The organism is Streptomyces venezuelae (assembly GCF_008642275.1).
Classification (GTDB): Bacteria; Actinomycetota; Actinomycetes; order Streptomycetales; family Streptomycetaceae; genus Streptomyces; species Streptomyces venezuelae_E.
This window is the reverse complement of record NZ_CP029189.1, coordinates 2,980,227-3,005,494: the sequence shown is the minus strand read 5'-3', so window position 1 is coordinate 3,005,494 and position 25,268 is coordinate 2,980,227. Positions and strand designations below refer to the sequence as shown.

Annotated in this window: 21 protein-coding genes, 1 tRNA gene and 1 riboswitch; of the genes, 15 read left to right on the top strand and 7 right to left on the bottom strand. The window is 70.7% G+C overall.

Annotated features, from left to right (window positions below):
• Positions 1–17 precede the first annotated feature (17 nt).
• Positions 18–641, top strand: a complete 624-nt coding sequence (locus tag DEJ51_RS12945; RefSeq protein WP_150257725.1) for a SurA N-terminal domain-containing protein — start codon at positions 18–20, stop codon at positions 639–641.
• A 54-nt stretch (positions 642–695) separates the two neighbouring features.
• Positions 696–1,739 (top strand): nucleoside triphosphate pyrophosphohydrolase, encoded by a 1,044-nt coding sequence (locus DEJ51_RS12940; protein WP_150257724.1) that lies wholly within the window; start codon positions 696–698, stop codon positions 1,737–1,739.
• A gap of 74 nt (positions 1,740–1,813) precedes the next feature.
• On the opposite strand, the gene DEJ51_RS12935 is transcribed toward DEJ51_RS12940, so the two are convergent.
• Complete coding sequence (locus DEJ51_RS12935; protein ID WP_150257723.1) at positions 1,814–3,025, bottom strand: globin domain-containing protein; 1,212 nt, start codon at positions 3,023–3,025, stop codon at positions 1,814–1,816.
• Between the two features lie 115 nt (positions 3,026–3,140).
• Here DEJ51_RS12935 and DEJ51_RS12930 point away from each other — a divergent pair, with 115 nt between their 5' ends.
• From DEJ51_RS12930 to DEJ51_RS12890, 9 genes are all read left to right on the top strand, one after another.
• Positions 3,141–4,442 carry a cytochrome P450 family protein gene (locus DEJ51_RS12930; protein WP_190620347.1) on the top strand — a complete coding sequence of 434 codons (1,302 nt, stop codon included), beginning with the start codon at positions 3,141–3,143 and terminating at the stop codon, positions 4,440–4,442.
• 88 nt (positions 4,443–4,530) lie between these two features.
• Complete coding sequence (locus DEJ51_RS12925) at positions 4,531–5,565, top strand: transglycosylase family protein (RefSeq protein ID WP_150257721.1); 1,035 nt, start codon at positions 4,531–4,533, stop codon at positions 5,563–5,565.
• A 276-nt stretch (positions 5,566–5,841) separates the two neighbouring features.
• Positions 5,842–6,014: riboswitch (cyclic di-AMP (ydaO/yuaA leader) on the top strand.
• A gap of 3 nt (positions 6,015–6,017) precedes the next feature.
• Complete coding sequence (locus DEJ51_RS12920; protein ID WP_150257720.1) at positions 6,018–6,743, top strand: transglycosylase family protein; 726 nt, start codon at positions 6,018–6,020, stop codon at positions 6,741–6,743.
• A 292-nt stretch (positions 6,744–7,035) separates the two neighbouring features.
• A complete protein-coding gene (eno, locus tag DEJ51_RS12915) occupies positions 7,036–8,316 on the top strand; it encodes a phosphopyruvate hydratase (protein ID WP_150257719.1) in 1,281 nt (426 codons plus the stop codon).
• A 99-nt stretch (positions 8,317–8,415) separates the two neighbouring features.
• Positions 8,416–8,904: an FtsB family cell division protein gene (locus DEJ51_RS12910; protein WP_150257718.1), complete on the top strand. Its 489-nt coding sequence runs from the start codon at positions 8,416–8,418 to the stop codon at positions 8,902–8,904.
• Between the two features lie 72 nt (positions 8,905–8,976).
• Positions 8,977–9,519: a DUF501 domain-containing protein gene (locus DEJ51_RS12905; protein WP_150257717.1), complete on the top strand. Its 543-nt coding sequence runs from the start codon at positions 8,977–8,979 to the stop codon at positions 9,517–9,519.
• Positions 9,516–10,457 (top strand): Ppx/GppA phosphatase family protein, encoded by a 942-nt coding sequence (locus DEJ51_RS12900; RefSeq protein ID WP_150257716.1) that lies wholly within the window; start codon positions 9,516–9,518, stop codon positions 10,455–10,457. The genes DEJ51_RS12905 and DEJ51_RS12900 overlap by 4 nt, the downstream gene beginning before the upstream one ends.
• Before the next feature lie 390 nt (positions 10,458–10,847).
• On the top strand, positions 10,848–12,230 hold the full coding sequence (locus DEJ51_RS12895; RefSeq protein WP_150257715.1) for an NAD(P)/FAD-dependent oxidoreductase: 1,383 nt from the start codon (positions 10,848–10,850) through the stop codon (positions 12,228–12,230).
• Between the two features lie 178 nt (positions 12,231–12,408).
• Positions 12,409–13,809, top strand: a complete 1,401-nt coding sequence (locus DEJ51_RS12890; RefSeq protein WP_150257714.1) for an SAM-dependent methyltransferase — start codon at positions 12,409–12,411, stop codon at positions 13,807–13,809.
• 65 nt (positions 13,810–13,874) lie between these two features.
• Here the strand turns inward: DEJ51_RS12890 and DEJ51_RS12885 are convergent, their stop codons facing one another.
• Positions 13,875–16,430 (bottom strand): ABC transporter permease, encoded by a 2,556-nt coding sequence (locus DEJ51_RS12885; protein ID WP_150257713.1) that lies wholly within the window; start codon positions 16,428–16,430, stop codon positions 13,875–13,877.
• Between the two features lie 55 nt (positions 16,431–16,485).
• A complete protein-coding gene (locus DEJ51_RS12880) occupies positions 16,486–17,250 on the bottom strand; it encodes an ABC transporter ATP-binding protein (RefSeq protein ID WP_150261875.1) in 765 nt (254 codons plus the stop codon).
• Between the two features lie 395 nt (positions 17,251–17,645).
• Between DEJ51_RS12880 and DEJ51_RS12875 the strand changes: the two genes are divergently transcribed.
• Positions 17,646–17,730, top strand: a tRNA-Leu gene (locus DEJ51_RS12875).
• Between the two features lie 394 nt (positions 17,731–18,124).
• Complete coding sequence (locus DEJ51_RS12870) at positions 18,125–18,973, top strand: Bax inhibitor-1/YccA family membrane protein (RefSeq protein ID WP_030724672.1); 849 nt, start codon at positions 18,125–18,127, stop codon at positions 18,971–18,973.
• A gap of 122 nt (positions 18,974–19,095) precedes the next feature.
• Here the strand turns inward: DEJ51_RS12870 and DEJ51_RS12865 are convergent, their stop codons facing one another.
• Positions 19,096–19,326 carry a DUF4287 domain-containing protein gene (locus DEJ51_RS12865; protein WP_030010339.1) on the bottom strand — a complete coding sequence of 77 codons (231 nt, stop codon included), beginning with the start codon at positions 19,324–19,326 and terminating at the stop codon, positions 19,096–19,098.
• Positions 19,327–19,427: 101 nt separating this feature from the next.
• Here DEJ51_RS12865 and DEJ51_RS12860 point away from each other — a divergent pair, with 101 nt between their 5' ends.
• On the top strand, positions 19,428–19,766 hold the full coding sequence (locus DEJ51_RS12860; protein WP_150257712.1) for a hypothetical protein: 339 nt from the start codon (positions 19,428–19,430) through the stop codon (positions 19,764–19,766).
• Here DEJ51_RS12860 and DEJ51_RS12855 read toward each other — a convergent pair.
• The 3 genes from DEJ51_RS12855 to DEJ51_RS12845 form a co-directional block, all read right to left on the bottom strand.
• Complete coding sequence (locus DEJ51_RS12855; protein ID WP_150261874.1) at positions 19,750–20,565, bottom strand: hypothetical protein; 816 nt, start codon at positions 20,563–20,565, stop codon at positions 19,750–19,752. The two genes, DEJ51_RS12860 and DEJ51_RS12855, sit on opposite strands and share 17 nt — an antisense overlap.
• Before the next feature lie 499 nt (positions 20,566–21,064).
• Positions 21,065–22,285 carry an acetyl-CoA C-acetyltransferase gene (locus DEJ51_RS12850; protein WP_150257711.1) on the bottom strand — a complete coding sequence of 407 codons (1,221 nt, stop codon included), beginning with the start codon at positions 22,283–22,285 and terminating at the stop codon, positions 21,065–21,067.
• A gap of 121 nt (positions 22,286–22,406) precedes the next feature.
• A complete protein-coding gene (locus tag DEJ51_RS12845) occupies positions 22,407–23,405 on the bottom strand; it encodes an SGNH/GDSL hydrolase family protein (RefSeq protein ID WP_150257710.1) in 999 nt (332 codons plus the stop codon).
• 128 nt (positions 23,406–23,533) lie between these two features.
• Between DEJ51_RS12845 and DEJ51_RS12840 the strand changes: the two genes are divergently transcribed.
• On the top strand, positions 23,534–24,916 hold the full coding sequence (locus DEJ51_RS12840) for a cystathionine beta-synthase (protein ID WP_150261873.1): 1,383 nt from the start codon (positions 23,534–23,536) through the stop codon (positions 24,914–24,916).
• The last annotated feature ends 352 nt before the right edge of the window (positions 24,917–25,268 follow it).

Genomic DNA, 25,268 nt, shown 5'->3' with positions numbered 1-25,268 from the left:
CGGCCCTGGAGGCTCCTTTGCACCGTCGCACAGCGCTCTCCGTCTCCGCCGCCCTGCTCGTGGCGGCGCCCCTGCTGTCCGCCTGCTCGGGCGAGCCGCGTCCCGGCACCGCGGCCGTCGTGGGCGGCGAACGCATCACCACCTCCGCGCTCCAGGCCCAGGTCAACGACGTCCGCGCGGCGCAGAACCGTTCCGGGCAGGCCGCCGCCGAACTCATCGCGAGCACCCCCCACCTGGAGCGGCAGAAGCTCGACTCGCTCCTGCAGAGCCGGATCATCGACAAGATGGCCGACACCGCCGGGATCACGGCCACCCAGAAGGCCATCGAGGACGAGCGCAAGGCCTACGTCGACGAGAACGGCGGCACCGAGCAGTTCGAGGCGCTGCTCCTGCAGAAGGGGGCCATGGCCCCCGGCCAGGTCGACCGCTTCCTGCGGGACCGGGTGCTCCTGACCGCGCTCACCGACAAGTACGGGGCCGGGAAGCTGGAGGAGCCCGCCCGGGCCGCCGTCAAGGCCCTGCACATCGAGGTGAACCCGCGCTACGGCGCCTGGGACGCCAAGGAGATCAAGCTCGGTACCGGGGACACGCCCTGGATCACCCAGCGGACGCGGCCCGAGGCGGCCCCGGCCGGCGCCTGACGCTCCGGGGTCCCCCCGGGCCGTGGGCCGGCGTGCCGGAGGTAGGTTCGGAGGGTGACCGACCACTCCGAACCCACCGCCGCCGACGCCGCCGAGCCCACGGGCCGCATCGTCCTGCTGACCACCAGCCACCGGGTCGCCCCCGGTGTGCTGTCCTGGCCGGCGTGGCAGACCCTGCACGCCGCGGACCGGGTGCTGTGCGCCGACCCCGGCCACCCGCAGCTGCCGTACCTGCGGGAGGCCGGCATCGAGGTCGCGTTCGGCAGCCCGGACGCGCACGAGCTGGTCGAGGCCTGCGCGGGCGGCCGTACGGTCGTGGTGCTCCTCGCCGGCGAGGGCGACCGGCGGCTCACGGACGGACTGGCCCGGCTGGCCGGCTCGGGCCGGGTCTCCATGCCCGACCTGGAACTCCTGCCCGGCTCCTACGACCTGCCCGGCGCCCGCCTGCTCGACCTGGTCCAGGTGATGGACCGGGTCCGGCGCGAGTGCCCGTGGACCTCCCGGCAGACCCACCGCAGCCTGGCCAAGTACGCGATCGAGGAAGCGTACGAACTGGTCGAGGCCATCGAGGACGGGGACCGGGAGGAGCTGCGGGAGGAGCTCGGAGACGTACTGCTCCAGGTGGTCTTCCACGCCCGGATCGCCGAGGACGCCGACGTGGCCGGAGAGGACGGCGAGGACGGCGAGGAGGGTGCCGAGGCCTTCTCCATCGACGACGTGGCCGGGGCGCTCGTCACGAAGCTGATCCACCGGCACCCCCACGTCTTCGGTGACGCGGAGGCCGCGACCCCGGAGGACGTCAGCGCGCACTGGCAGCGCACCAAGGCGGTGGAGAAGCGGCGGGAGTCGGTCACCGACGGGATCCCGGTGGGCCAGCCCGGTCTCGCGCTCGCCGCCAAGCTCGCGGGCCGGGCCCGTACGGGCGGCGTGGCGGTGGAACTGCCCCGGGGCGAGGGCATCGGGTACGAGCTGCTGGCGCTCGCGGCCCGCGCCGAGGCGGCGGGGACCGACCCCGAGACCGCGCTGCGCGCGGCGGCCCGCGCCTACCGGGACGCGATCCGGGCGGCCGAGGGCGTGGCGGAGCGGGACGGGCGGTAACCGCTCCCCCTTGGTACTCCCTCCCCTTGGTACTCCCTCTCCTGGGTGCTCCTCCGGCTCAGTGCTCCCTGGGCTCAGTACTCCCTCGGCGCGCGGGCCGAGGGATCGAGCCAGTGGGGCGCCGGGCGGTCCAGGAACCATTCGCCGAAGCCCAGCGGGCGCTCCGCGTACGCGGGGCTCCGGACCGGCACGGCGTCGTGGAAGAGACGGCCGGGGCGGGCGCCCAGCTCCTGGAGGAGGCGGGCCGTCTCCTCCATGAACTGCGGCGGGCCGCTGAGGTAGACGTCCTGGTCCGGCCACAGCCCCCGGTTGCCCAGCGCGGTCGCCAGCCGGTCGGTGGCCTGGTAGCGGTGCCGCCCTGGCGCGGGCGTGATGTAGGTGACGGCGAGCCAGCCGCAGCTGGCGGCGTACGCGTCGATGAGCGGGCGGTCGTAGAGGTGCGCGCCGTCCCGGGCCACCACGAAGAGCCGCACGTCCTGGTCGGGGGGATGCTCCGCGAGATCCTCCAGCAGGGCCCGGATGGGTGCCCAACCGGTGCCGGCGGCGATCAGGCTGACGGGGCGGTCCTCGCGGCGGAAGGTCAGCTGACCGCCGGCGGCGCCGAGCCGCAGCACGTCGCCCGGCCGGGTCTCCCGGACCAGGGCGGTGCTCAGCCGCCCCCGGTCGACCCGGCTGACGTGCAGGTCGAGGGTGCCGTCGGGGCGGGGGGCGTTGCCGATGGAGTAGGTGCGCCAGGTCGTCGGGACCCGTTCGCTGCTGACGCTCGTGTACTGGCCGGGGAGATAGGGGAAGGGGGCGTGCGGCCGTAGCGTCAGGACGCCTATGTCCGGTCCGTACTGGAGGTGGCGCACGACCTCCGCGTCCCACCACGGCGGGTCCTCGCTCGCGTGGGCGGCGGCCGTCATTGCGTCGGCCATCACCTGGTACGCCTCGGCCCAGGCCTTCTCGACGGGCGGCGTCCAGGCCGCGCCGGAGGTCTCCGCGAGCGCGGCGAGCAGGCTGGCGCCGACGGCGGCGTAGTGCTCGGGCCGGACCAGGAACTTGCGGTGGTCGCGTCCCAGGTCGCGCAGGTAGGGGCCGAGGGTCTCGTCGTCGATGTGGGCGATCACGTGGGTGAGCGCGGCGAAGAGCCGGTCCCGCTGGCGTTCCATGTCGTGGAGGGAGTCGGGGAAGAGGGCGCGGACTCCGGGGTTGTGCCAGAAGAGGTGGGAGTAGAAGAACTTGACGGCGTGCTCGGCCCGTCGCTCCACCACCGCGAAACTGCTCTTCAAGATCCTGACATCCACAAAACCGAAAGTAGGAATGCCGGAGAAGTTCAGGTCAAGGGATGGACGATCCACGGACAGCCGCGACGAAACACCCATTTCGGATGGGGGTTCGGTGCCGGGATACGGTCGTCAGGTGCACGAGCAGACCTCCGGGACCCCCGCCGAAACCCCCGCCGGCACTCCTTCCGCCGAGGGCCCCACCCTCTTCGACTGGGAGTTCGCGACCGACCCCTACCCGGCCTACGCGTGGCTGCGCGAGAACGCACCGGTGCACCGCACCAAGCTGCCCAGCGGGGTCGAGGCATGGCTCGTCACCAGGTACGCCGACGCCCGCCAGGCCCTTGCCGACCAGCGGCTCAGCAAGAATCCGGCACACCACGCGGAGCCGGCGCACGCCAAGGGCAAGACCGGGATCCCGGGGGAGCGCAAGGCGGAGCTGATGACGCACCTGCTCAACATCGACCCGCCGGACCACACCCGGCTGCGGCGGCTGGTGTCGAAGGCCTTCACCCCGCGCAGGGTCGCCGAGTTCGCCCCGAGGGTGCAGGCCCTCACCGACCACCTGATCGACGCCTTCGCGGGGAAGGGTGAGGCTGATCTCATTCACGAGTTCGCCTTCCCGCTCCCCATCTACGCCATCTGCGAGATGCTCGGGGTACCGCGCGAGGACCAGGACGACTTCCGCGACTGGGCCGGCATGATGATCCGCCACGGTGGCGGTCCGCGCGGCGGAGTGGCCCGGTCGGTGAAGCAGATGCGGACCTATCTCGGTGAACTCATTCACCGCAAAAGGGATGATCTGGGCGATGACCTCATTTCCGACCTGATCCGGGCGAGCGATCACGGCGACCATCTGACGGAGGGCGAGGCCACCGCCATGGCCTTCATCCTGCTCTTCGCCGGATTCGAGACCACCGTGAACCTCATCGGCAACGGGGTCCACTCCCTCTTCATGAACCCCGGCCAGCGCGAGCGCCTCCAGCTCTCCCTCGCCGCCGGGGAGAGCGGACTGCTGGCCACCGGCGTCGAGGAACTGCTGCGCTACGACGGGCCCGTGGAGCTGGCGACCTGGCGATTCGCCACCGAGCCGCTGACCCTCGGCGGTATGCCGATCGAGGCCGGTGACCCGGTGCTGGTCGTCCTCGCGGCCGCCGACCGGGATCCGGAGCGCTTCACGGACCCGGACACCCTCGACCTCTCCCGGACCGACAACCAGCACCTCGGATACGGGCACGGCATCCACTACTGCCTGGGTGCCCCGCTCGCCCGGCTCGAAGGGCAGACCGCACTCGCGACTTTGCTGATGCGTCTGCCCGATCTGGAACTTGCCGTTCCACCCCAAGACCTGCGCTGGCGTGGCGGGTTGATCATGCGAGGGCTACGCACTCTTCCCGTTCGATTCGCGGCTCAAAACACTTGCGCGAAAGCTGATTAAAAGTCAGGTTCAGCTTGAACTTGTGACAATCGTTCGAAGGCCGCTAGGTTCTGCCGTTACCCCGCTGTTATGCGAAAGGTGATCCCTCATGCTCTCCGGGAACGGCCGTCACAGACGCCCCCGCCAGGTCCCCGCGCTGGTCGTCACAGCCGGAGTCACTGGCTCTGCGCTGGCCATGCCGCTGTTGGCCGCCACCAGCGCCACCGCCGCCGACACGTCCACGTGGGACAAGGTGGCCGAGTGCGAGAGCGGCGGCTCGTGGAGCGCGAACTTCGGCAGCGGCGCCTACGGCGGACTCCAGTTCACCCAGGAGGAGTGGCAGAGCGCCGGCGGACTCGACTTCGCCGAGCGCCCCGACCTGGCGAGCCGTTCCCAGCAGATCGCCGTCGCCGAGCGGGTGCTGGGCTCGACGGGACCGCAGGCCTGGCCGCTGTGCGCGGCCTCGGCCGGTCTGGTCAAGGAAGGCCCCGCCGCACAGGTGGACCCGGGTCTGCCCGGCGGTCAGGGCCCCCTCGCCCCCGCGCCGTCCCGCCCGGACGACGTCGTTCCGTCCACCGGGGGCGGCAAGCCGTCCACGGACTACGGTTCGCCGACCCCGGCCCCGGCGCCGAGCCCGTCCAGCACCCCGTGGTTGATTCCCGACGCCCCGTCCGTCGGACTGCCCGTCATGCCCGCCCCGGACGTCCCGACGACGCCCCCGGCCGACCCGACGGCTCCGGTCCAGCCGGGCGGTCCGACCGGCACGCCGGTCCCCGTCGACCCGACGGCGCCGACGGCGCCGGTGGACCCGACCGCGCCCACCACGGCGCCCGTCACGCCGGGGCTGCCCCCGGTCGACCCGACGGCCCCCGCCGCCCCGGAGGTCCCGCAGACCACCGCCACCACTCCGGTCGAGGGGAGCGGCAAGCACCGCGGTGCGCCGGAGGGCGGGCCGACGGCCCCGTCTGACGCCGCGTCGAACCCCACCTACACGGTCCAGGCGGGCGACAGCCTGGCGACCATCGCGGTTGCCAAGGGCGTAAAGGGGGGCTGGAACGGTCTCTACCAGGCCAATGAGCAAGTCATCGGTGAGGACGCCGACCTCATCAAGCCCGGACAGAACCTGGATCTAACCGTGCAATAAGGACAGTTCAGTTATCCGGAAAGAGTCGAATGTCGGATTTCTGTAAGTGAGACATGTGTCTCTTCCGGTCAACTGGCGTGTCCCGCCTCGGGGCTTCCGCAAACCCCGTCCTCACCTGCGCAAACACCCCTGCGGAGGGCGCAAGTAGGGGCCGTTTCTCCCCGATGTTCCTCGTTGAACATCGGGGAGGGACCTGTCTACCTTCTGAATCGCTCGCCACCGCGAGCTCCTTCGACCGCATCGCCGAATCCTGCCGGCGGACGGGGGGAACAGTCGTCGCGTCAAGCGCCGAAGGCAGGAGCGGGGGAACCAAGGTAGGTGCCGGGAGCGGCCGTTGAGAGACGGTCACGCCACCGGCTTGGGGTTAAGACGTGCGCTAGGTCGCACGGCCGGGCAACTCACTCGCCCGAACCCGACAGCTCACCTCGTAGGCGTCGGTGAGGAGAAACTCCATGCTGCTTTCCGGCAAGGGCAAGCACCGTCGCGGTACTGCAATCGAGCGGTCTGTCCGGATCGTCACGCTCGCCGGTGTGGCCGGTGTGGCCGTGGCCGCCCCGCTGATGGCCGCAGGCACCGCCAGCGCCGCCACCTCGTCCGAGTGGGACAAGGTCGCGCAGTGCGAGTCCGGTGGCAACTGGTCCATCAACACGGGCAACGGCTACTACGGCGGTCTGCAGTTCTCGCCGTCCACGTGGGCCGGTTTCGGCGGCAAGTCGTACGCCCCGCAGGCCAACCAGGCCTCCAAGGCGCAGCAGATAGCCGTCGCGGAGAAGGTCCTCAAGAGCCAGGGCAAGGGCGCCTGGCCGTCCTGCGGCAAGGGTCTGTCGAACTCCTCCTACACCGGTGGCGGCTCCGAGACCCCGGCCTCCAAGCCGCAGTCCAAGCCGAAGCCGAAGGCCGAGACCAAGAAGACCGAGACCAAGAAGACCGAGACCAAGGCCGCGCCGAAGCCGGCCACGCGTCCCGAGGCTCCGACCACCCGCTCCGAGCGCGCCGAGGCTCCGGCCGCGCCGAAGACCGGCAACGGCTCGTACGAGGTCAAGCCGGGCGACACCCTGGGCACCATCGCCGAGGCCAACGGCGTCAAGGGCGGCTGGCAGCAGCTCTTCGAGCTGAACAAGGACATCGTCTCGGACGCCGACCTGATCTTCCCCGGCCAGAAGCTGAAGCTCAGCTGAACATCGCGGCAGAAGCCGCAGGAACTTGTACGCGGCGTCAGCTGACCCCGTGCAGGATTCCCACCGCCCGGCGCGTGCCCCACGCGCCGGGCGGTGCTGCGTGTGGCCCCCGAAGGCCGATGATCAAGCTCCGTATGTCCCGGAAGAGGGGTATTCGGTCCCTTTTTCGTCCCAGGGTCCGGGCGGTCGGGCGGCCCAGTGCCCGGAGCCGGTTAGGCTCTAGGCGGCAAGGCCATCCCACGGCCTGACATGCCACCGCACACTCAGCGTCACATCCCAGAAGGAGATGCTCGTGCCGTCCATCGACGTCGTCGTAGCCCGGGAAATCCTGGACTCCCGAGGCAACCCCACGGTCGAGGTCGAGGTGGGCCTCGACGATGGCAGCACCGGCCGTGCTGCAGTTCCGTCCGGCGCCTCCACCGGTGCCTTCGAGGCCATCGAGCTCCGTGACGGTGACCCCAACCGTTACATGGGCAAGGGTGTCGAGAAGGCCGTCCTCGCCGTCATCGAGCAGATCGGCCCGGAGCTCGTCGGCTACGACGCCACCGAGCAGCGCCTGATCGACCAGGCCATGTTCGACCTGGACGCCACCGACAACAAGGGCTCGCTCGGCGCCAACGCCATCCTCGGCGTGTCCCTGGCCGTCGCGCACGCCGCGTCCGAGGCCTCGGACCTTCCGCTCTTCCGCTACCTCGGTGGTCCGAACGCGCACCTGCTGCCCGTTCCGATGATGAACATCCTCAACGGTGGGTCGCACGCCGACTCCAACGTGGACATCCAGGAGTTCATGATCGCCCCCATCGGCGCGGAGTCCTTCTCCGAGGCGCTGCGCTGGGGTGCCGAGGTCTACCACACGCTCAAGAAGGTCCTCCACACCAAGGGCCTCTCCACCGGTCTCGGTGACGAGGGCGGCTTCGCCCCGAACCTGGAGTCCAACCGCGCCGCGCTCGACCTCATCATCGAGGCCATCAAGCAGGCCGGCTACACCCCGGGCACGGACATCGCGCTCGCGCTCGACGTCGCCGCGTCCGAGTTCTACAAGGACGGCCAGTACGAGTTCGAGGGCAAGTCCCGCTCGGCCGCCGAGATGACCGACTACTACGCCGAGCTCGTCGAGGCGTACCCGCTCGTCTCCATCGAGGACCCGCTGTTCGAGGACGACTGGGACGGCTGGAAGACCATCACCGACCGTCTCGGCTCGAAGGTCCAGATCGTCGGTGACGACCTGTTCGTCACCAACCCGGAGCGTCTGGCCCGCGGTATCGAGGAGGGCTCCGCGAACGCCCTGCTCGTGAAGGTGAACCAGATCGGTTCGCTGACCGAGACCCTGGACGCCGTCGAGATGGCCCAGCGCAACGGCTTCAAGTGCATGATGTCCCACCGCTCCGGTGAGACCGAGGACGTCACCATCGCCGACCTCGCCGTCGCCGTGAACTGCGGTCAGATCAAGACCGGTGCCCCGGCCCGCTCGGACCGTGTCGCCAAGTACAACCAGCTGCTGCGCATCGAGGAGATCCTCGACGACGCCGCGGTGTACGCGGGCCGCTCCGCCTTCCCGCGCTTCAAGGGCTAATCACCCCCCTGAGGGGCTGGCCTCCGTACGTCCCCGCACTCGGTCCCGTACCGTGTGCGGGGACGTATTGCGTAGTGCGTACCTAGGGGAGGCGGACCAATGGCCGGGAACCGGGATCGGTTCTCCACCTTCTCCACCGCGACCAGGCTCAAGCAGCTCGGCGAGCGGACCGCCGCCCACGTCTACCGGTCGCAGTCGCGGCGCCAGGTCCGCCGCAGCCGGCTCACCGGCCGCGCCGCACTCCTGGTGCTCGTCCTCTGTACGCTGGTCGTCGCCCTCGCGTATCCGATGCGCCAGTACGTCTCCCAGCGCTCGGAGATCGCGAAGCAGCAGCGGGCCGCCGCGGCCGCGCGGGACCGCCTGGAGCGGCTCCGCGACGAGAAGGCCCGCTGGCAGGACGACGCCTACGCGGAGCAGCAGGCGCGCAAGCACCTGCACTTCCTGCGCCCGGGGGAGATCGGCTACATCATGAGCGACCCCGGGGCCCAGCCCCCGCAGCCGCACGGGACCGGCCACGCCGGCTCCGACCGCCCCTGGTACTCCAACGTCTGGGACGGCGTCGACAAGGCCGACCGCCCCGGCGAGTGACCCGGCCCGCAGGGCCACAGCACCGCAGCACCGCAGCACCCATCCACGAGAACGAAGAGACTTCCTCCAGGCATGCAGACGCCCCCGCCCCAGACCGACCGGACCGAGCCGACCGACGCGGACATCGACGCGTTCCAGCAGCAGCTCGGCCGCCCGCCGCGCGGGCTGCGCGCCATCGCCCACCGCTGCCCCTGCGGGCAGCCGGACGTGGTGGAGACCGCCCCGCGGCTCCCCGACGGCACGCCCTTCCCGACGCTGTACTACCTGACGTGCCCGCGCGCGGCCTCCGCGATCGGCACGCTGGAGGCCAACGGCGTGATGAAGGAGATGCAGGCCCGGCTCGCCGAGGACAAGGAACTGGCCGCCGCCTACCAGGCCGCCCACGAGGACTACATCGAGCGGCGCGACGCCATCGAGGTGCTCCAGGGCTTCCCGAGCGCCGGCGGCATGCCGGACCGGGTGAAGTGCCTGCACGTGCTGGTCGGCCACTCGCTGGCCGCCGGGCCCGGGGTGAACCCGTTCGGCGACGAGGCGCTCGCCATGCTGCCGGAGTGGTGGGCCAAGGGCGCCTGCGTGACCCCGTGCGGCGAGAAGAAGGAAGAGGAGTCCCGGTGACCCGGGTCGCCGCCGTCGACTGCGGTACGAACTCCATCCGGCTGCTCGTGGCGGACTGCGACCCGGCCACCGGCGAGCTGACCGAGCTGGACCGCCGGATGACGATCGTCCGGCTCGGCCAGGGCGTGGACAAGACCGGGCGCCTGGCCCCGGAGGCGCTGGAGCGCACCTTCGCCGCCTGCCGCGAGTACGCGGGAGTGATCAAGGAGTTCGGTGCGGAGCGGGTGCGTTTCGTGGCGACCTCCGCCTCCCGGGACGCCGAGAACCGGGCGGACTTCGTCCGGGGCGTCCTGGACATCCTGGGGGTCGAGCCCGAGGTGATCTCCGGTGACCAGGAGGCGGAGTTCTCCTTCACCGGCGCGACCAGGGAGCTGACGGCGCACGAGCACCTTGAGCGGCCGTTCCTGGTGGTGGACATCGGTGGCGGCTCGACCGAGTTCGTGGTCGGCGAGGAGCACGTGCGGGCCGCGCGGTCCGTGGACATCGGCTGCGTCCGGATGACCGAGCGGCACCTGGTGGTGGACGGGGTCGTCACCGACCCGCCGACCGCGGAGCAGGTCGACGCGATCCGCGCCGACATCGAGGCGGCGCTGGACCTGGCCGCCGAGAGCGTGCCGCTGGCCGAGGCGCGCACGCTGGTGGGCCTGGCGGGCTCGGTGACCACGGTCGCCGGGATCGCGCTGGGGCTGGCGGCGTACGAGTCGTCCGCGATCCACCACTCCCGGATCTCCTACGAGCAGGTGCGCGCGATCAGCGAGCGGATGCTGACGGCGACGCACGCCGAGCGCGCGGCGATCCCCGTGATGCATCCGGGCCGGGTGGACGTGATCGGGGCGGGCGCGCTGGTCCTGCTGGCGATCATGGAGCGTATCGGCGCTTCCGAGGTTGTCGTGTCGGAGCACGACATCCTCGATGGAATCGCTTGGTCCATCGCCTGAACGACCTTCGAAGCAGGTTGTGAGGGCCTCTCGGGCCCGTGATCCACATCAAGTTCGTGAAGTTCTTCACAAGGAAAAAGGGCCCGCAGGGTCAATGGAAGGGCCCTTTGGGACCTTCCGGAGGCCTGCGGGCCCTTTTTCGTGCCTGTTCGTGCGATCGGCGGAGGCGACGGGATCCGCGTCAGAGGTATGGACGAAGCCCTGTGGTCCAGTCCGCTTCCGGCCCTGGAGGCCAGTTCAGGACGGGTGAACAACGACTCCGGAGGTCTTCTGGTTCCCGTCGCGCGCCATGACCTCCGTCACGTGGGCGGCGGAGTGTAGCAGAGGGTCCCTCAGTCCTTGTGAAGGGGCTCACGAGCGACACCCCTTTGGGTGCTGGATACTCGTTCCATGAGCACCACGGAGCGTCCCAGGATCCTCGTTGTAGGAGGTGGGTACGTAGGCCTGTACGCAGCCAAGCGCATCATGAAGAAGATGCGCTACGGCGAGGCGACCGTCACGGTCGTCGACCCGCGCTCGTACATGACCTACCAGCCCTTCCTCCCTGAAGTGGCCGCAGGCAGCATCTCGCCTCGGCACGTCGTCGTCCCGCTGCGACGCGTGCTGCCCAAGGCGGAGGTTCTCACCGGCCGGGTCACCAGCATCGACCAGGACCGCAAGGTCGCCGTCGTCACGCCGCTCGTCGGCGAGGCGTACGAGCTGCCCTTCGACTACCTGGTGATCGCGCTCGGCGCCGTCTCCCGCACCTTCCCGATCCCCGGCCTCGCCGAACAGGGCATCGGCATGAAGGGCGTCGAAGAGGGCATCGGCCTGCGCAACCACGTCCTCGAACAGCTCGACAAGGCCGAGTCCACGACGGACGAGAACGTCCGCCGCAGGGCCCTCACCTTCGTCTTCGTCGGCGGCGGCTTCGCCGGTGCGGAGACCATCGGTGAGGTCGAGGACATGGCCCGCGACGCCGCGAAGTACTACTCCACGATCAAGCGCGAGGACATGCGCTTCATCCTGGTCGACGCGGCCGACAAGATCCTCCCCGAGGTCGGGCCCAAGCTCGGCACCTGGGGCAAGGAGCACCTCGAGTCCCGCGGCATCGAGATCTACCTCAGCACCTCCATGGACTCCTGCGTGGACGGCCACGTGGTGCTGAAGAACGGCCTCGAAGTCGACTCCAACACCATCGTGTGGACCGCCGGCGTCAAGCCGAACCCGGCGCTGGCCCGCTACGGCCTGCCGCTGGGCCCCCGCGGCCACGTGGACGCCCAGCCGACCCTCCAGGTCACGGGCACGGACTACATCTGGGCCGCCGGCGACAACGCCCAGGTTCCGGACGTCGCCTCCCGCAAGGCCGGCGTCGAGAACGCCTGGTGCCCGCCGAACGCCCAGCACGCGCTGCGCCAGGCCAAGGTCCTCGGCGACAACGTCATCTCGGGCATGCGCGGCTTCCCGCAGGCCGAGTACTCGCACTCCAACAAGGGTGCGGTGGCGGGCCTCGGCCTCCACAAGGGCGTCGCGATGATCGTCATGGGCAAGACGAAGATCAAGCTCAAGGGCCGGCTGGCCTGGTACATGCACCGTGGCTACCACGGCATGGCCATGCCGACCTGGAACCGCAAGATCCGCGTCTTCGCCGACTGGACCCTCGCGATGTTCCTCAAGCGCGAGGTCGTCTCCCTGGGTGCCCTGGAGACCCCCCGCGAGGAGTTCTACGAGGCCGCCAAGCCGGCGCCGGCCCCGGCCGCCGCCGCTGCCCCGGCCGCGAAGGCCAAGGCCTGACCGGTGTGACCGGCAGGGCCTGAGCTCCACCTGCTCCACTTGCTCCATCCGCTTCACCTGTACGACCTGTACGACCCCGAAGGGGCCGCCCGCCATCCGTGGTGCGGGCGGCCCCTTCGGCGTACCCGGGGCCCGGGATGGGTAGACGGAGGGGTCGGAGCTTTTGTGGAGGTGCGCCATGACCGACGCCGCGCCGCGGCTCGCCGTTGTTGCCGAGACCCTGCTGGGTGCCCCGCTGCCGGTACGCGTGCGGGCCTGGGACGGCAGCGAGGCAGGCCCGCCCGACGGCCCCGTGCTCGTCATCCACGACCGCCGCGCCCTGCGGCGGATGCTCTGGAGGCCCGGCGAACTGGGGCTGGCGCGCGCCTGGGTGGCGGGCGAGCTCACGGTCGAAGGCAGCCTGTTCGACCTGCTGGACCGGGTGGCGGGCCTGCTGTGGGAACGCGAGCCGGACCTGCCTCCCGTCGGCCCCGCCGCCTCCACCGCCCGGACCGGGCCCGGGCCGCTCGCCGCCCTCGGGAACATCGCGCGCCGCGCCGGGCTGCCCGCGCTCTCCGACCTGCCGGGGGCCAGGTGGCGCGACGCCGCCCAGCGGGCCGCCGCACGGGAGCTGATCGCCCTCGCCGGACCGCTGCCCCCGCCCCCGCCCCCCGCCGAGGAGGCGGACCGGCGCGGCGGAGCCCGCCACAGCAAGGGCCGGGACCGCCGGGCCGTCAGCCACCACTACGACGTCGGCAACGACTTCTACGAACGGGTCCTCGGCCCCTCCATGGTGTACTCCTGCGCCTACTGGAGCCCCGGCTCCACCCTGGAGCGGGCCCAGCACGACAAGCTCGACCTGGTCTGCCGCAAGCTCGCCCTGCGGCCCGGGGACCGGCTGCTCGACGTGGGCTGCGGCTGGGGCTCCATGGCGCTGCACGCCGCCCGCGAGTACGGCGTCCGGGTCACCGGGGTCACGCTCTCCCGCGAGCAGGCCGTGTACGCCCGTAAACGGGTCGCCGACGAGGGACTGACCGAGCGGGTGGACATCCGGATCCAGGACTACCGGGACGTCAAGGACGGGCCGTACGAGGCCATTTCCTCCATCGGGATGGCCGAGCACGTCGGGGCCGACCGCTACCGGGACTACGCCCGCACCCTCCACGCCCTGCTGCGCCCCGGAGGGCGGCTGCTGAACCACCAGATCGCCCGTCCGCCGGAGCCGGACGAGGAGGCGTACCGGATCGACGAGTTCATCGACGCCTACGTCTTCCCCGACGGGGAGCTCTCCCCGCTCGGCACCACCGTCGGCGAACTGGAGCGGGCCGGCTTCGAGGTCCGCGACGTGGAGACCCTGCGCGAGCACTACGGGCTGACCCTGCGGGCCTGGGTGGCCCGGCTGGAGGAGCACTGGGCGGAGGCGGTCGGGCTGACCTCCCCCGGCCGGGCCCGGGTGTGGCAGCTCTACATGGCGGCCTGCGCGCTCGGCTTCGAGCGGAACCGGCTCAGGGTCAACCAGGTGCTCGCGGTGCGGCCCACGGCGGCCGGGGACGCCCGGCTGCCCCTGCGGCTGCGCACCTGGGATGCAGAAACGGTCTAGCAGTACACCGGGAACGCGGAAGGGCCCCGGGGCGGTGCCCCGGGGCCCTTCCTGCGTGCCTGCCGCTACTCGGTCTTGATGGCGGTCAGCATGTTCAGGCGGGCGGCGCTGCGGGCCGGCCACATGGCGGCCAGGACACCGACCACGGCGGCCAGCAGGAGGAAGACGCCGATCCGGTCCCACGGGAGGATCAGTTCGTAGTTCGGCATGGCCTTCGCCAGCGTGCTGCCGACGGCCCAGGCGAGGAAGACGCCGATGGCGACGCCCAGGACGGCTCCGAAGAGCGAGATCGCCACGGCCTCCAGGCGGATCATGTTCTTGACCCGGCCGCGGTCGAGACCGATCGCCCGCAGCATGCCGATCTCCTGGGTCCGCTCGAAGACGGACATCGCCAGGGTGTTGACCACACCGAGCACCGAGATGATCAGCGCCATGCCGAGCAGGCCGTACATGATGTTCAGCATCAGGTTGATCTGGCCGCCCATCTCGTTGCGCATGTCCTGCTGGGTGGCGACCTTGATGGCCGGGTTCTTGCCCAGCGCGTCGACGACCTTCTGCTGAGCGGCCTTGGACCCCCCGCCCTCGACGTTGACGTACACCTCGCTGACGGCGCTCTCCTCGCTGTGCTGGGAGAGGATCTTGTCGTCGAGGACGTACGGGGAGAGCAGGCCCTCCATGTCCTTGTAGACCGCGCCGACCTTGAGGGTCTGCTGCTTGCCGTCCTCGTACTTCACCTGGAGCGTGGAGCCGGTGTCGAGCTTCTTGCTCTTCGCGGTCTTCTCGGCGACCAGGACCTCGCCCTTGGCGAGGGAGTCCACCGAGCCGCTGACGGTCTCGATGTTCAGCAGCTGGCCGATGCCGGCCGGGTTGACCCCGGAGACCGACCGGAAGTCGTCACCGACCATGAAGTAGCCGGCCGTCTGCGGGGAGACCGCCTTGATGCCGGGGGTCTTGGCCAGGGTCTCGGCCACCGACTCGTCGAGGTAGCCCCCCATGTCGCCGGCCATGGAGACCTTGTAGTCGGCCTTGAGCTTCTCGGTGGTCATCCGGTCGACGACCTTGCCGACGGTGATGCCGAGCACCGACAGGGTGGTGACCAGGGTCAGGCCGATCGCCAGCGAGGCGGCGGTGACGGCGGTGCGGCGCGGGTTGCGGACGGCGTTCTGGGAGGCCAGCTTGCCGGGGATCCCGAACACCTTCTGCAGCAGCGGGCGGACGGCACCGATGACCGGCTTGGAGAGCAGCGGCAGCAGCACGATCATGCCGATGAGCATGAAGAACGCGCCGGCACCGATGGTCATGCGGCCGGCGTTGCCGCCGTTGGAGACCCCGAGCAGGACCAGGCCGATGCCGATGACACTGATGATCGAGCCGATGACGTTGCGCACGACCAGCGACTTCGCGCTGGCCGGCAGGTGGGCGCTGCCCATGGCGGCGACCGGGGCGATCCGGCCGGTGCGCCAGGCGGGCAGCAGGGCCGCGACCGTCGTGACCAGGACGCCGATGACCAGGGCCGCGATGATCGTGGTCGGGGCGACCACGACGCCGCCGCCCGGGAGCTTGGCACCGAGGGAGCCGATCACGGAGCGCATGCCGACCGCCAGGCCGATGCCGCTGATCAGGCCGACGACGGCGGACACGACGCCGACGACCAGGGCCTCGGTGAGCACCGAGCGCATGACCTGACCGCGGTTGGCGCCGACGGCGCGCAGCAGGGCCAGCTCCTTGGTGCGCTGGGTGACCAGCATGGTGAAGGTGTTGTAGATCAGGAAGATGCCGACGAAGAGCGAGATGCCGGCGAAGACGAGCAGCATGTTGCCCAGCTGGCCGAGGCCCCGCTCGATGTCCTTGGCCTGCTTCTCGGCGAGCGCGGCGCCCGTCTGCGCCGTGGTGCCCTTGCTGTCGACCAGCGGCTTGATGTCGGCGAGCAGCTTCTCGGCGGAGGTGCCGTCCTTGGCCCCGACCGACATCTCCTGGAAGTAGCCGGGCTTGAGGTAGAGCTCCTGGGCGACCTTGGTCTCGAAGAGCACCAGGCTGCCGCCGGCCGTGACGCCGCCGTCCTCGGTGGTGAAGACACCGGCGAGGGAGTACTCCTTGACCGGGCCGTTGGTGGCGACGCGTACCTTGTCGCCGACCTTGTACTTGCCCGTCTCCGCGGTCGCCTTGTCGAGCGCGATCTCGTCGGCCTTGGCCGGGCCCGCGCCCTGGACGAAGGTGTAGCGGGGGTTCTTCTCGTCCTTGACGGGGGTGTAGTTGGCGCCCTGGTTGGCCCAGCCGGCACCGATCAGCTTGCCGTTCTCGTCGCCGACGCCGGCGAAGCCGGAGACGCGTCCGGAGACGGAGGCGACGCCCGGGAGCGCCTTGACCTTGTCGAGGGTGGCCTGGCTCAGGCCGGGCTCGCCCTCCTTCTCGCCGTTCTCGTTCATGAGCTGGCCGTACGAGGTGACGGAGACGGCCACCCCCGCGTAGTCCTTGGCGGACTGGCCGGAGAGGGACTTCTTGAGGGTGTCGGTGAAGACGAGGGTGCCGGAGACGAAGGCGACGCCGAGGGTGACGGCGAGCACCGTCATCAGCAGCCGGGCCTTGTGCGCGAGGACGTTGCGCAGGGCTGTACGGAACATGGGTTTCGAGTCCTGGGGCTGGAAGTCTGGAGGAGGGCTGCGGGGGTGGCCCGGATCAGCTGGTGCGGCCCTTGGCGTCGAAGGCCTTCATGCAGTCCAGCACGCTGTCGGCGGTGGGGTTGAGCATCTCGCGGACGATCTCGCCGTCGGCGAGGAAGATGACGCGGTCCGCGTAGGAGGCGGCGACCGGGTCGTGGGTGACCATCACCACGGTCTGGCCGAGCTCGCGCACCGAGTTGCGCAGGAAGCCGAGGACCTCGGCGCCGGAGCGGGAGTCGAGGTTTCCGGTCGGCTCGTCGCCGAAGATGATCTCGGGGCGGGAGGCCAGGGCGCGGGCCACGGCCACGCGCTGCTGCTGGCCGCCGGAGAGCTGGGTGGGCCGGTGGGAGAGGCGCCCCGAGAGGCCGACCATGTCGATCACGGAGTCGAGCCACTGCTTGTCGGGCTTGCGGCCGGCGATGTCCATGGGGAGCGTGATGTTCTCCAGGGCCGTCAGGGTCGGCAGCAGGTTGAAGGCCTGGAAGATGAAGCCGATCTTGTCCCGGCGGAGCTGGGTGAGCTGCTTGTCCTTGAGGCTGCCCAGCTCGGTGTCGCCGATGCGGACGGAGCCCTCGGAGAAGGTGTCGAGTCCGGCGACGCAGTGCATCAGCGTGGACTTGCCGGAGCCCGAGGGGCCCATGATCGCGGTGAACTGCCCCTGGGCGAAGTCCACCGTGACGTTCTTGAGGGCGACCACCTGGGTCTCGCCCTGGCCGTACACCTTGGAGAGGCCGGTGGCGCGGGCGGCCACGGCCTGGGTGGTGTGCGGGGCGTAGTTCATGGTGGTCACGGGACGGCTCCTCGGTCTGCGGTGCGGGGACGTTTCCATCCTCGCTCCGGGTGTCCCCGTCGCGGATCAGCCGCCGTGCCTGTTCCCCGGCCCACTGGAGTCTGACGGCGGGCGGGCGCGTGTCCTCCTCTGGTATGACAGGAGCCCGTCCGGCGGGCTCTGACCCGGGGTGGCGCGGGGGGTGGCGTGGGCCGTCGAAATCCCGTCATTCCCGTACAGGTGATGATCGACGTCCACAACGGGCGGACCGTGCGTTCTCGGGCTGACGAACCCTCAAGCGCCAATAAAATCAGACAACATCGGAAAGTTCGCAGGTTGGCAGGGGGTCTGATCCGGATAGGCTCGGCTTAGCGTTCAAGGCTTTTTCACGGGGGCCGCCACGCCTTGCCCGGATGGTGGAATGCAGACACGGCGAGCTTAAACCTCGCTGGCCTTCGGGCCGTGCCGGTTCAAGTCCGGCTCCGGGCACCATCAATGGCACGGTGTCCGGCCCGCAGGGGCGACCTTCTCGGAACACGACCGTCCCCGGGATCGGGAACACGGCGGGAACACAGCGCCACGCGCGGCGCGAGCGCCTCCCGGGCGCGGACGGACCGCATTCCTCCGTGGCCCCGTCGACGAGGCGCGGGCCCGCCTCCCGCCGGCCGGGTGGAACGCGGGGGCGAGCGCACGGGGTGTGGTCCGACCCGGGTCGTCCGTTCCGGGCCGGTGCGGACGGCGTGGGGAATCCTCCATGATCCTCCCCCTTTATTCACAGCGTTCCGTCGTGGCCTCTCCTAAGATCCTCCTCCAGCAGTAGGGTGCTTTTTTTGCGAGCGCATTACTCTTGATGCAAGGCCGCGCTCGGTGGCCACGGAGGAGTGAGATGAGGAGCAGTAACCCGGTCTTCTCGCGACGGGGGTTCAGCCGCGACAACGGTGGCTACGCGGGCTTTGACGCGCAGCCGCAGCAGGCCGGGACCAACCCGTACGCGACGAACCCGTACGCGGCCGACCCGACCACCGGCATGCCCCAGGCCCCGGCCCGCGCCAACGTGATGACGATGGACGACGTCGTGAGCCGTTCGGCCATGACGCTCGGCACGCTCATCGTGACGGCGACCCTCGCCTGGGTGGCGCTGCCGGTCGACCCGGACAACCTCGGCATGTCCTACGGCATCGCCATCGGCGCAGGCCTCATCGCCTTCGTCTTCGCGATGATCCAGTCCTTCAAGAGCAAGCCCGTCCCGGGCCTGATCCTGGCCTATGCGGCGTTCGAGGGCGTGTTCCTCGGCGTCATCAGCGCGGCCGTCAGCACGTACCTCGGCCCCGGCGTGGTCATGCAGGCCGTGATGGGCACGATGTGCGTCTTCGCCGCCGTGCTGTTCGCGTACAAGATGCGCTGGATCCGGGTCACCCGCCGCTTCTACGGCTTCGTGATGGCGGCGACGCTGGGCTTCATCCTGCTCATGCTCGTGAACTCCCTGTTCGCGGTCTTCGGCGGCGGTGACGGCCTCGGCTTCCGCAGCGGCGGCCTCGGCCTGCTCTTCGGTGCCATCGGTGTCATCCTCGGCGCCTGCTTCCTCGCCCTCGACTTCAAGCAGGTCGAGGACGGCATCGCCTACGGCGCCCCCCGCGAGGAGGCCTGGCTGGCGGCCTTCGCCCTCACCATGACCCTGGTCTGGATCTACGTCGAGATGCTGCGCATCTTCTCGATCCTCTCGGGCGACGACTAGCAGGACCCGCGGGCCGGCCACCGGCCTGCGCACGGCACGGGGAAGGCCCCGCGAGCACACCGCTCGCGGGGCCTTCCCGCATTCGGGGTGCGGGGGCGGTCGGGGTATCGGGGGAAGGGGGCTCAGCCGAACCGGCGTGCGGCTCTGCGCAGGTCGTACTCGTGGATGATCGCCTTCGCCTGGCCGTACGACAGCTCGTGCGCGCCGCGCAGCCAGCTGACCTTCTCCTCGAACCGGACGAGCGACGGACCGTCGTCCACGGTGCGGAGCCAGTCGGAGACTTCACGACCGGTGGTCTGGGGGATTCTGTCGATCATGTTGCGGTGTGTCTGTTCGGAGAACTCTACGGACATGGGCGCCTCCGGAGGTATCGCCGTGCTGTTCTCTTCACGCCACCGTGCCGGAGAGTTCGCCCGTTGGCAATGGTGCCCGGCCGGCGCGTAAGGTCGGCCGGGTGCTTGATACTTCGCCCCTGACCGCCGTCGTGGAACGGTTCGCCGACCGGCTGCGGGCCGCGCCGCAGAGCCGCCTGCAGCAGGGCGCCGCCGCCGCGGCGCTGGACCTGGCCCGCGAGCTCTCCGTACGGGCCCAGCGGATCGAGACGCCCGGGCAGGAGCCGAAGCAGGTGCCGGACGCCGGCGTCTTCGTGGTCGGCGACCAGGTCGCCGTGACCGGGCTGGACCTCGCCGAGGCACTGCGCACCGCGGCCCCGGACAGCGCGAAGGCCCCGTCCGAGGTACTGGACGAGGCCGTGCGGCTGGTGGAGCAGGCGGAGATCAGAGCGATGCGATGACGCGGTCCGCGAGGATGTAGACGTTGCTGTCGGGGTCCTCGGAGTCGCCGCAGGAGAAGGTCAGCGCGTAGGCGCCGGAGATCCCCGAGCCGCCCAGCAGGACCGGCGCGGTGCCCGAGCGCAGGGCCTCGGCGAGGCGCTCCGCGGTCTCCCGGTGCCCCGGGGTCATGCACAGCGTCGTGCCGTCGGTGAAGACGTACACGTCGAGCGTGCCGAGCGGGCCCGGGCGGACGTCCGCGAGGGCCGTACGGGCCTCCGCGAGCTCCTCCAGGCGGTGCACGGTGCGCTCGTGGTCGGCGCCGGGGTGCGAGGCCTGGACCGGTACGAAGTCGGGGTGCGAGGGGTGGCGCCGGCGCGCGGCGGCCAGCTCGGCCGAATCCTCGGGGTACCCGGGAAGCTCGTCGAGGATCTCCTCGCCGAGTACGGGCTCCAGACCCACCAGGTCGGCCTGCCGGGGCAGGAAGACCGGGCTGTCCTCGCCGAGCCCGGGCATGCCGCCCAGCAGCGAGGGGGCGTCGGCGGCGTCACGGGCCTCCTGCGCGGCCCAGAAGGCCCGCGCCTCGGCGAGCTCGCGCTCGCGCTCCTCGGCGAGGGCCTCGGCCACGGCGGCTCGTATCTCCGCGGCGGGGGACTCCACGGCGCTGCGGGCGTGCGGGACGGTCGCACCGCGGGGGTGGACCGGCACCGCCAGCTCGGTGCGCAGGGCGGCGACCTGCTTGCGCAGACCGTGGACGGCGTGCAGCGCAGCAGCGCCCACGGCGGTGGCAGCGGCCGTGGTCAGCAGCAGGGCAAGAGACATGGCGCTCACTGACTAACTCCTGAGGTGATTCGATCCCCCGACTTCCTACATCAGAGTGTCCCGACCTGGGAATGGCGTGCAGTGCATTACGTCACGAAATGGACAGGGCTTTGGTCACACACGCCGCATCCGCATCAGCCCTGACCTGCATAAACATCGATCCCCCAGGAGATAGGTCACATCCTGGGGGAAATTTGGTCACAGCTCGGCCGCGACCGGGTTAGATCCGGTGTCAGTACGCCGCAAGGGATCCGGCCGGATCCCTTGCGGCGCCTGGGTCGCACGCTTGATCCAATCAGCTCAGCCGCTCGCTTCTTTGGTCGCGCTGAGCTTCGCCACCGCTGCGGGCAGGTGCCGCCCCTCGTTCCTCGGTGCGACCCCTACCCTCCGCTACGGCTCAGCTCAGCCGCTCGCTTCGTCGGTCGCGCTGAGCTTCGCCACCGCTGCGGGCAGGTGCCGCCCCTCGTTCCTCGGTGCGACCCCTACCCTCCGCTACGGCTCAGCTCAGCCGCTCGATGACCATGGCCATGCCCTGGCCGCCGCCCACGCACATGGTCTCCAGGCCGAACTGCTTGTCGTGGAACTGCAGGCCGTTGATCAGGGTGCCGGTGATGCGCGCACCGGTCATCCCGAAGGGGTGACCGACGGCGATGGCCCCGCCGTTGACGTTCAGCTTCTCCAGCGGGATCTCCAGGTCCCGGTACGACGGGATGACCTGGGCCGCGAAGGCCTCGTTGATCTCGAAGAGGTCGATGTCGCCGACCGTGAGGCCGGCCCGCTTCAGGGCCTGCTTCGATGCCTCGACCGGGCCCAGGCCCATGATCTCGGGGGAGAGGCCGGTGACGCCGGTGGAGACGATCCGGGCCAGCGGGGTCAGGCCGAGGTCACGGGCCTTGGTGTCGCTCATGATGACCAGCGCCGCGGCGCCGTCGTTGAGCGGGCAGCAGTTGGCGGCCGTGACCAGGCCGTCGGGGCGGAAGACGGGCTTGAGGCCCTGCACGCCCTCCAGGGTCACGCCGGCGCGCGGGCCGTCGTCCCCGGAGACGACCGTTCCGTCCGGGGTGGTGACCGGGGTGATCTCGCGGGCCCAGAAGCCGTTCTTGATGGCCTCTTCCGCGAGGTTCTGCGAGCGGACGCCGAACTCGTCCATGTCCTGACGGGTCACGCCCTTGATGCGGGCCAGGTTCTCGGCGGTCTGGCCCATCGCGATGTACGCGTCCGGCACCAGGCCGTCCTCGCGCGGGTCGTGCCAGCCGGAGCCGGTCGACTCGGCGACGGCCGCCGTGCGGGCCTCGGCCTCGGCGAACAGCGGGTTGTGGGTGTCGGGCCAGGAGTCCGAGTTGCCCTTGGCGAACCGCGACACCATCTCGACACCGGCCGAGATGAAGACATCGCCCTCGCCCGCCTTGATGGCGTGCAGGGCCATCCGGGAGGTCTGCAGCGAGGAGGAGCAGTAGCGGGTGATGGTGGTGCCGGGCAGGAAGTCCATGCCCATCTGCACGGCCACGATGCGGGCCAGGTTGTTGCCCTGCTCGCCGCCGGGCAGACCGCAGCCCAGCATCAGGTCGTCGATCTCGCGCGGGTCCAGCCCGGGGACCTTGGCCAGCGCGGCCTGGATGACCGTCGCGGTCAGGTCGTCCGGCCGCACGTCCTTGAGGGACCCCTTGAAGGCGCGCCCGATGGGGGAGCGGGCGGTGGAAACGATGACGGCTTCGGGCATCGGGACTCCAAGGGTGTGTTGCGGCTCTGTGCGGGACCGCAAGCGAAGTTACCGCCCCGTACGGTCCAGGTCACCGGCCGGGGCGTGTGACACGGGCCGCACTCGGCCCGTGGTGCCGCTCTCAGGTGACGGTCGTCTGCGCCGGGTCCGTGGCCGGCACCCGCCGCCGGCGGCGGTGCTTGAGCAGCACCCAGGGACCGCGGGCGGCCGTGACCTCCGTACCCGCCTGGCCCGCCGCGGCCGACGCGGCCTTCGCCACCGGCAGCATGTCCTCGTCCCGGGACACGTCCAGCCGGTCCGACTCAGGCCACAGGCCCAGTGTCGCGCACAGGGTCGGCAGCACGGCCATGGCGGCGGTCGCGTACCCCTCGGCCGACGGGTGGTAGGAGTCCGGGCCGAACATCTCGCGCGGGTTCGCGGCGAACTCCGGGCCCAGCAGGTCCCCCATGGAGACCGTACGGGCGCCCAGCGCGACCACTCCTATGGTCTGCGCGGCGGCCAGCTGGCGTGAGACCCGGCGCGCCAGCCAGCGCAGCGGCTGGTAGACCGGCTCGATCGTGCCCAGGTCCGGGCAGGTGCCCACGACGACCTCGGAACCGGCCATGCGCAGCCTGCGCACGGCCGAGGTGAGCAGGCGCACCGACTGGGTCGGCGGCATCCGGCGGGTCACGTCGTTCGCGCCGATCATGATCACGCAGACGTCCGGGGGCGGGCCGGCGCCGTCCAGCAGCAGACCGACCTGCCGGTCCAGATCGTCCGACATGGCCCCCGAAAGGGCCACGTTGCGCAGCTCCACCGGCCGCTCCGCCACCGCGGCCAGCCCGGAGGCCATCAGGGCCGCCGGGGTCTGCCGGGCCCGCCGCACGCCCAGTCCCGCGGCCGTGGAATCACCCAGCATGCCCAGGCGCAGCGGGCCCGGGCTCTGCTCCGGCCCGCCGAACTCGCTCCCGTACAGCCCGTCGGCACGCGGTGGCTCGGGCAGTCCGGACCCGACCGCCCGCCTCGCGAACTGCATCTCGGCCACCACCAGCCCGACCGCGGCGGCCCCGACCAGTCCGATCCCGCCTCCGCCGTACGCTGCCCCCGCCGCGATCCGGCGGGCTGTTCTCGCCCTGGACATCCTTCAGGCCACCTCCTCGGTCCTCGTTGACCCCTACCTGCCCCGTACGGACGGTCGGCCAATCCCTTTCGGCATACTCTGGCCGGACCTCCCGGAGAACCCGTGGAGTCCCCTCCTTGGAGAACATGGTGCAATTCCACGACTCGATGATCAGCCTCGTCGGCAACACCCCGCTGGTGAAGCTCAACCGTGTGACCGAAGGCCTGCAGGCCACCGTCCTTGCGAAGGTCGAGTACTTCAATCCCGGTGGATCCGTGAAGGACCGGATCGCCGTACGGATGATCGAGGCCGCCGAGCAGAGCGGAGCCCTCAAGCCCGGTGGCACCATCGTGGAGCCGACCAGCGGCAACACGGGTGTAGGACTCGCCATCGTGGCCCAGCAGAAGGGCTACAAGTGCATCTTCGTCTGCCCTGACAAGGTGTCCATGGACAAGATCAACGTGATGCGCGCGTACGGCGCCGAGGTCGTGGTCTGCCCGACCGCCGTCGACCCCGAGCACCCGGACTCGTACTACAACGTGTCCGACCGCCTCGCGCGCGAGCCCGGCGCCTGGAAGCCCGACCAGTACAGCAACCCGAACAACCCCCGTTCGCACTACGAGACCACCGGCCCCGAGCTGTGGGACCAGACGGACGGCAAGATCACCCATTTCGTCGCGGGTGTCGGCACGGGCGGCACGATCTCCGGTACCGGCAACTACCTCAAGCAGGTCAGCGGCGGGAAGGTCAAGGTCATCGGCGCCGACCCCGAGGGCTCGGTCTACTCGGGCGGCTCCGGCCGGCCGTACCTGGTCGAGGGCGTCGGTGAGGACTTCTGGCCGACGGCCTACGACCCGGACGTGACCGACGAGATCATCGCGGTGTCCGACAAGGACTCCTTCCAGATGACCCGCCGCCTCGCCAAGGAGGAGGGCCTGCTCGTCGGCGGCTCCTGCGGCATGGCGGTCGTCGCGGCGCTGAAGGCCGCCGAGGGCCTCGGCCCGGACGACGTGGTCGTCGTCCTGCTGCCGGACAGCGGCCGCGGCTACCTCAGCAAGATCTTCAGCGACGAGTGGATGGCGGGACACGGCTTCCTGGAGGAGGCGGGCCCCGCCGCACGCATCGGCGACGTGCTGAACGACAAGGAGGGCGGCATCCCCTCCCTCGTCCACATGCACCCCGAGGAGACCGTCGGCGAGGCCATCGAGGTCCTGCGCGAGTACGGCGTCTCGCAGATGCCGATCGTCAAGCCGGGCGCGGGTCACCCGGACGTGATGGCCGCCGAGGTCATCGGTTCCGTGGTCGAGAAGGAGCTCCTGGCGGCGCTGTTCGCCCAGCGCGCCTCCCTGACCGACCCGCTGGAGAAGCACATGAGCTCCCCGCTGCCGCAGGTCGGCTCCGGCGAGCCGGTGTCCGAGCTGATGTCGGTGCTCGGCGAGGCGGACGCGGCGATCGTGCTGGTCGAGGGCAAGCCCACCGGTGTGGTGAGCCGTCAGGACCTGCTGGCCTTCCTGGCCAAGTCCCCGAAGTAGCCCGCGGCCCGCTCGGGGGAGGAGGCGCGGACCCACCGCCCGCCTCCACCCCGGGTACCCGTCCGATGGCGCGGCCTTCGCGCAATCGGTACGGGCATGACACGTGACGGCAGCACCCGCTTAACACGGCTCCGGCACAGTGGTTCTCGTCGGCAGGGAGCTCCGGGAGACCGGGACCCGGCCGGCACCACGGAACGGCGTGTGCGTACCTCCGGAGCGGCTCCCGGACCTCGCGTACGCCACGGACGCGGACGGCCCTGACCCGGCCGTGTCCTTCGCGGGGACCGCCGTCGTCCCGCCCCTCGGGCGACCGAGGGTGCGGCGGTCCCCGCGCGTTCCCGTTTTTGCGGGC

Bases quoted from the DNA above. Each gene is read 5' to 3' on its own strand.
- DEJ51_RS12925 (WP_150257721.1), top strand. From the start codon at position 4,531: ATGCTCTCCGGGAACGGCCGTCACAGACGCCCCCGCCAGGTCCCCGCG.
- DEJ51_RS12920 (WP_150257720.1), top strand. From the start codon at position 6,018: ATGCTGCTTTCCGGCAAGGGCAAGCACCGTCGCGGTACTGCAATCGAG.
- DEJ51_RS12910 (WP_150257718.1), top strand. From the start codon at position 8,416: ATGGCCGGGAACCGGGATCGGTTCTCCACCTTCTCCACCGCGACCAGG.
- DEJ51_RS12905 (WP_150257717.1), top strand. From the start codon at position 8,977: ATGCAGACGCCCCCGCCCCAGACCGACCGGACCGAGCCGACCGACGCG.
- DEJ51_RS12895 (WP_150257715.1), top strand. From the start codon at position 10,848: ATGAGCACCACGGAGCGTCCCAGGATCCTCGTTGTAGGAGGTGGGTAC.
- DEJ51_RS12890 (WP_150257714.1), top strand. From the start codon at position 12,409: ATGACCGACGCCGCGCCGCGGCTCGCCGTTGTTGCCGAGACCCTGCTG.
- DEJ51_RS12885 (WP_150257713.1), bottom strand. From the start codon at position 16,430: ATGTTCCGTACAGCCCTGCGCAACGTCCTCGCGCACAAGGCCCGGCTG.
- DEJ51_RS12880 (WP_150261875.1), bottom strand. From the start codon at position 17,250: ATGAACTACGCCCCGCACACCACCCAGGCCGTGGCCGCCCGCGCCACC.
- DEJ51_RS12870 (WP_030724672.1), top strand. From the start codon at position 18,125: ATGAGGAGCAGTAACCCGGTCTTCTCGCGACGGGGGTTCAGCCGCGAC.
- DEJ51_RS12865 (WP_030010339.1), bottom strand. From the start codon at position 19,326: ATGTCCGTAGAGTTCTCCGAACAGACACACCGCAACATGATCGACAGA.
- DEJ51_RS12855 (WP_150261874.1), bottom strand. From the start codon at position 20,565: ATGTCTCTTGCCCTGCTGCTGACCACGGCCGCTGCCACCGCCGTGGGC.
- DEJ51_RS12850 (WP_150257711.1), bottom strand. From the start codon at position 22,285: ATGCCCGAAGCCGTCATCGTTTCCACCGCCCGCTCCCCCATCGGGCGC.
- DEJ51_RS12845 (WP_150257710.1), bottom strand. From the start codon at position 23,405: ATGTCCAGGGCGAGAACAGCCCGCCGGATCGCGGCGGGGGCAGCGTAC.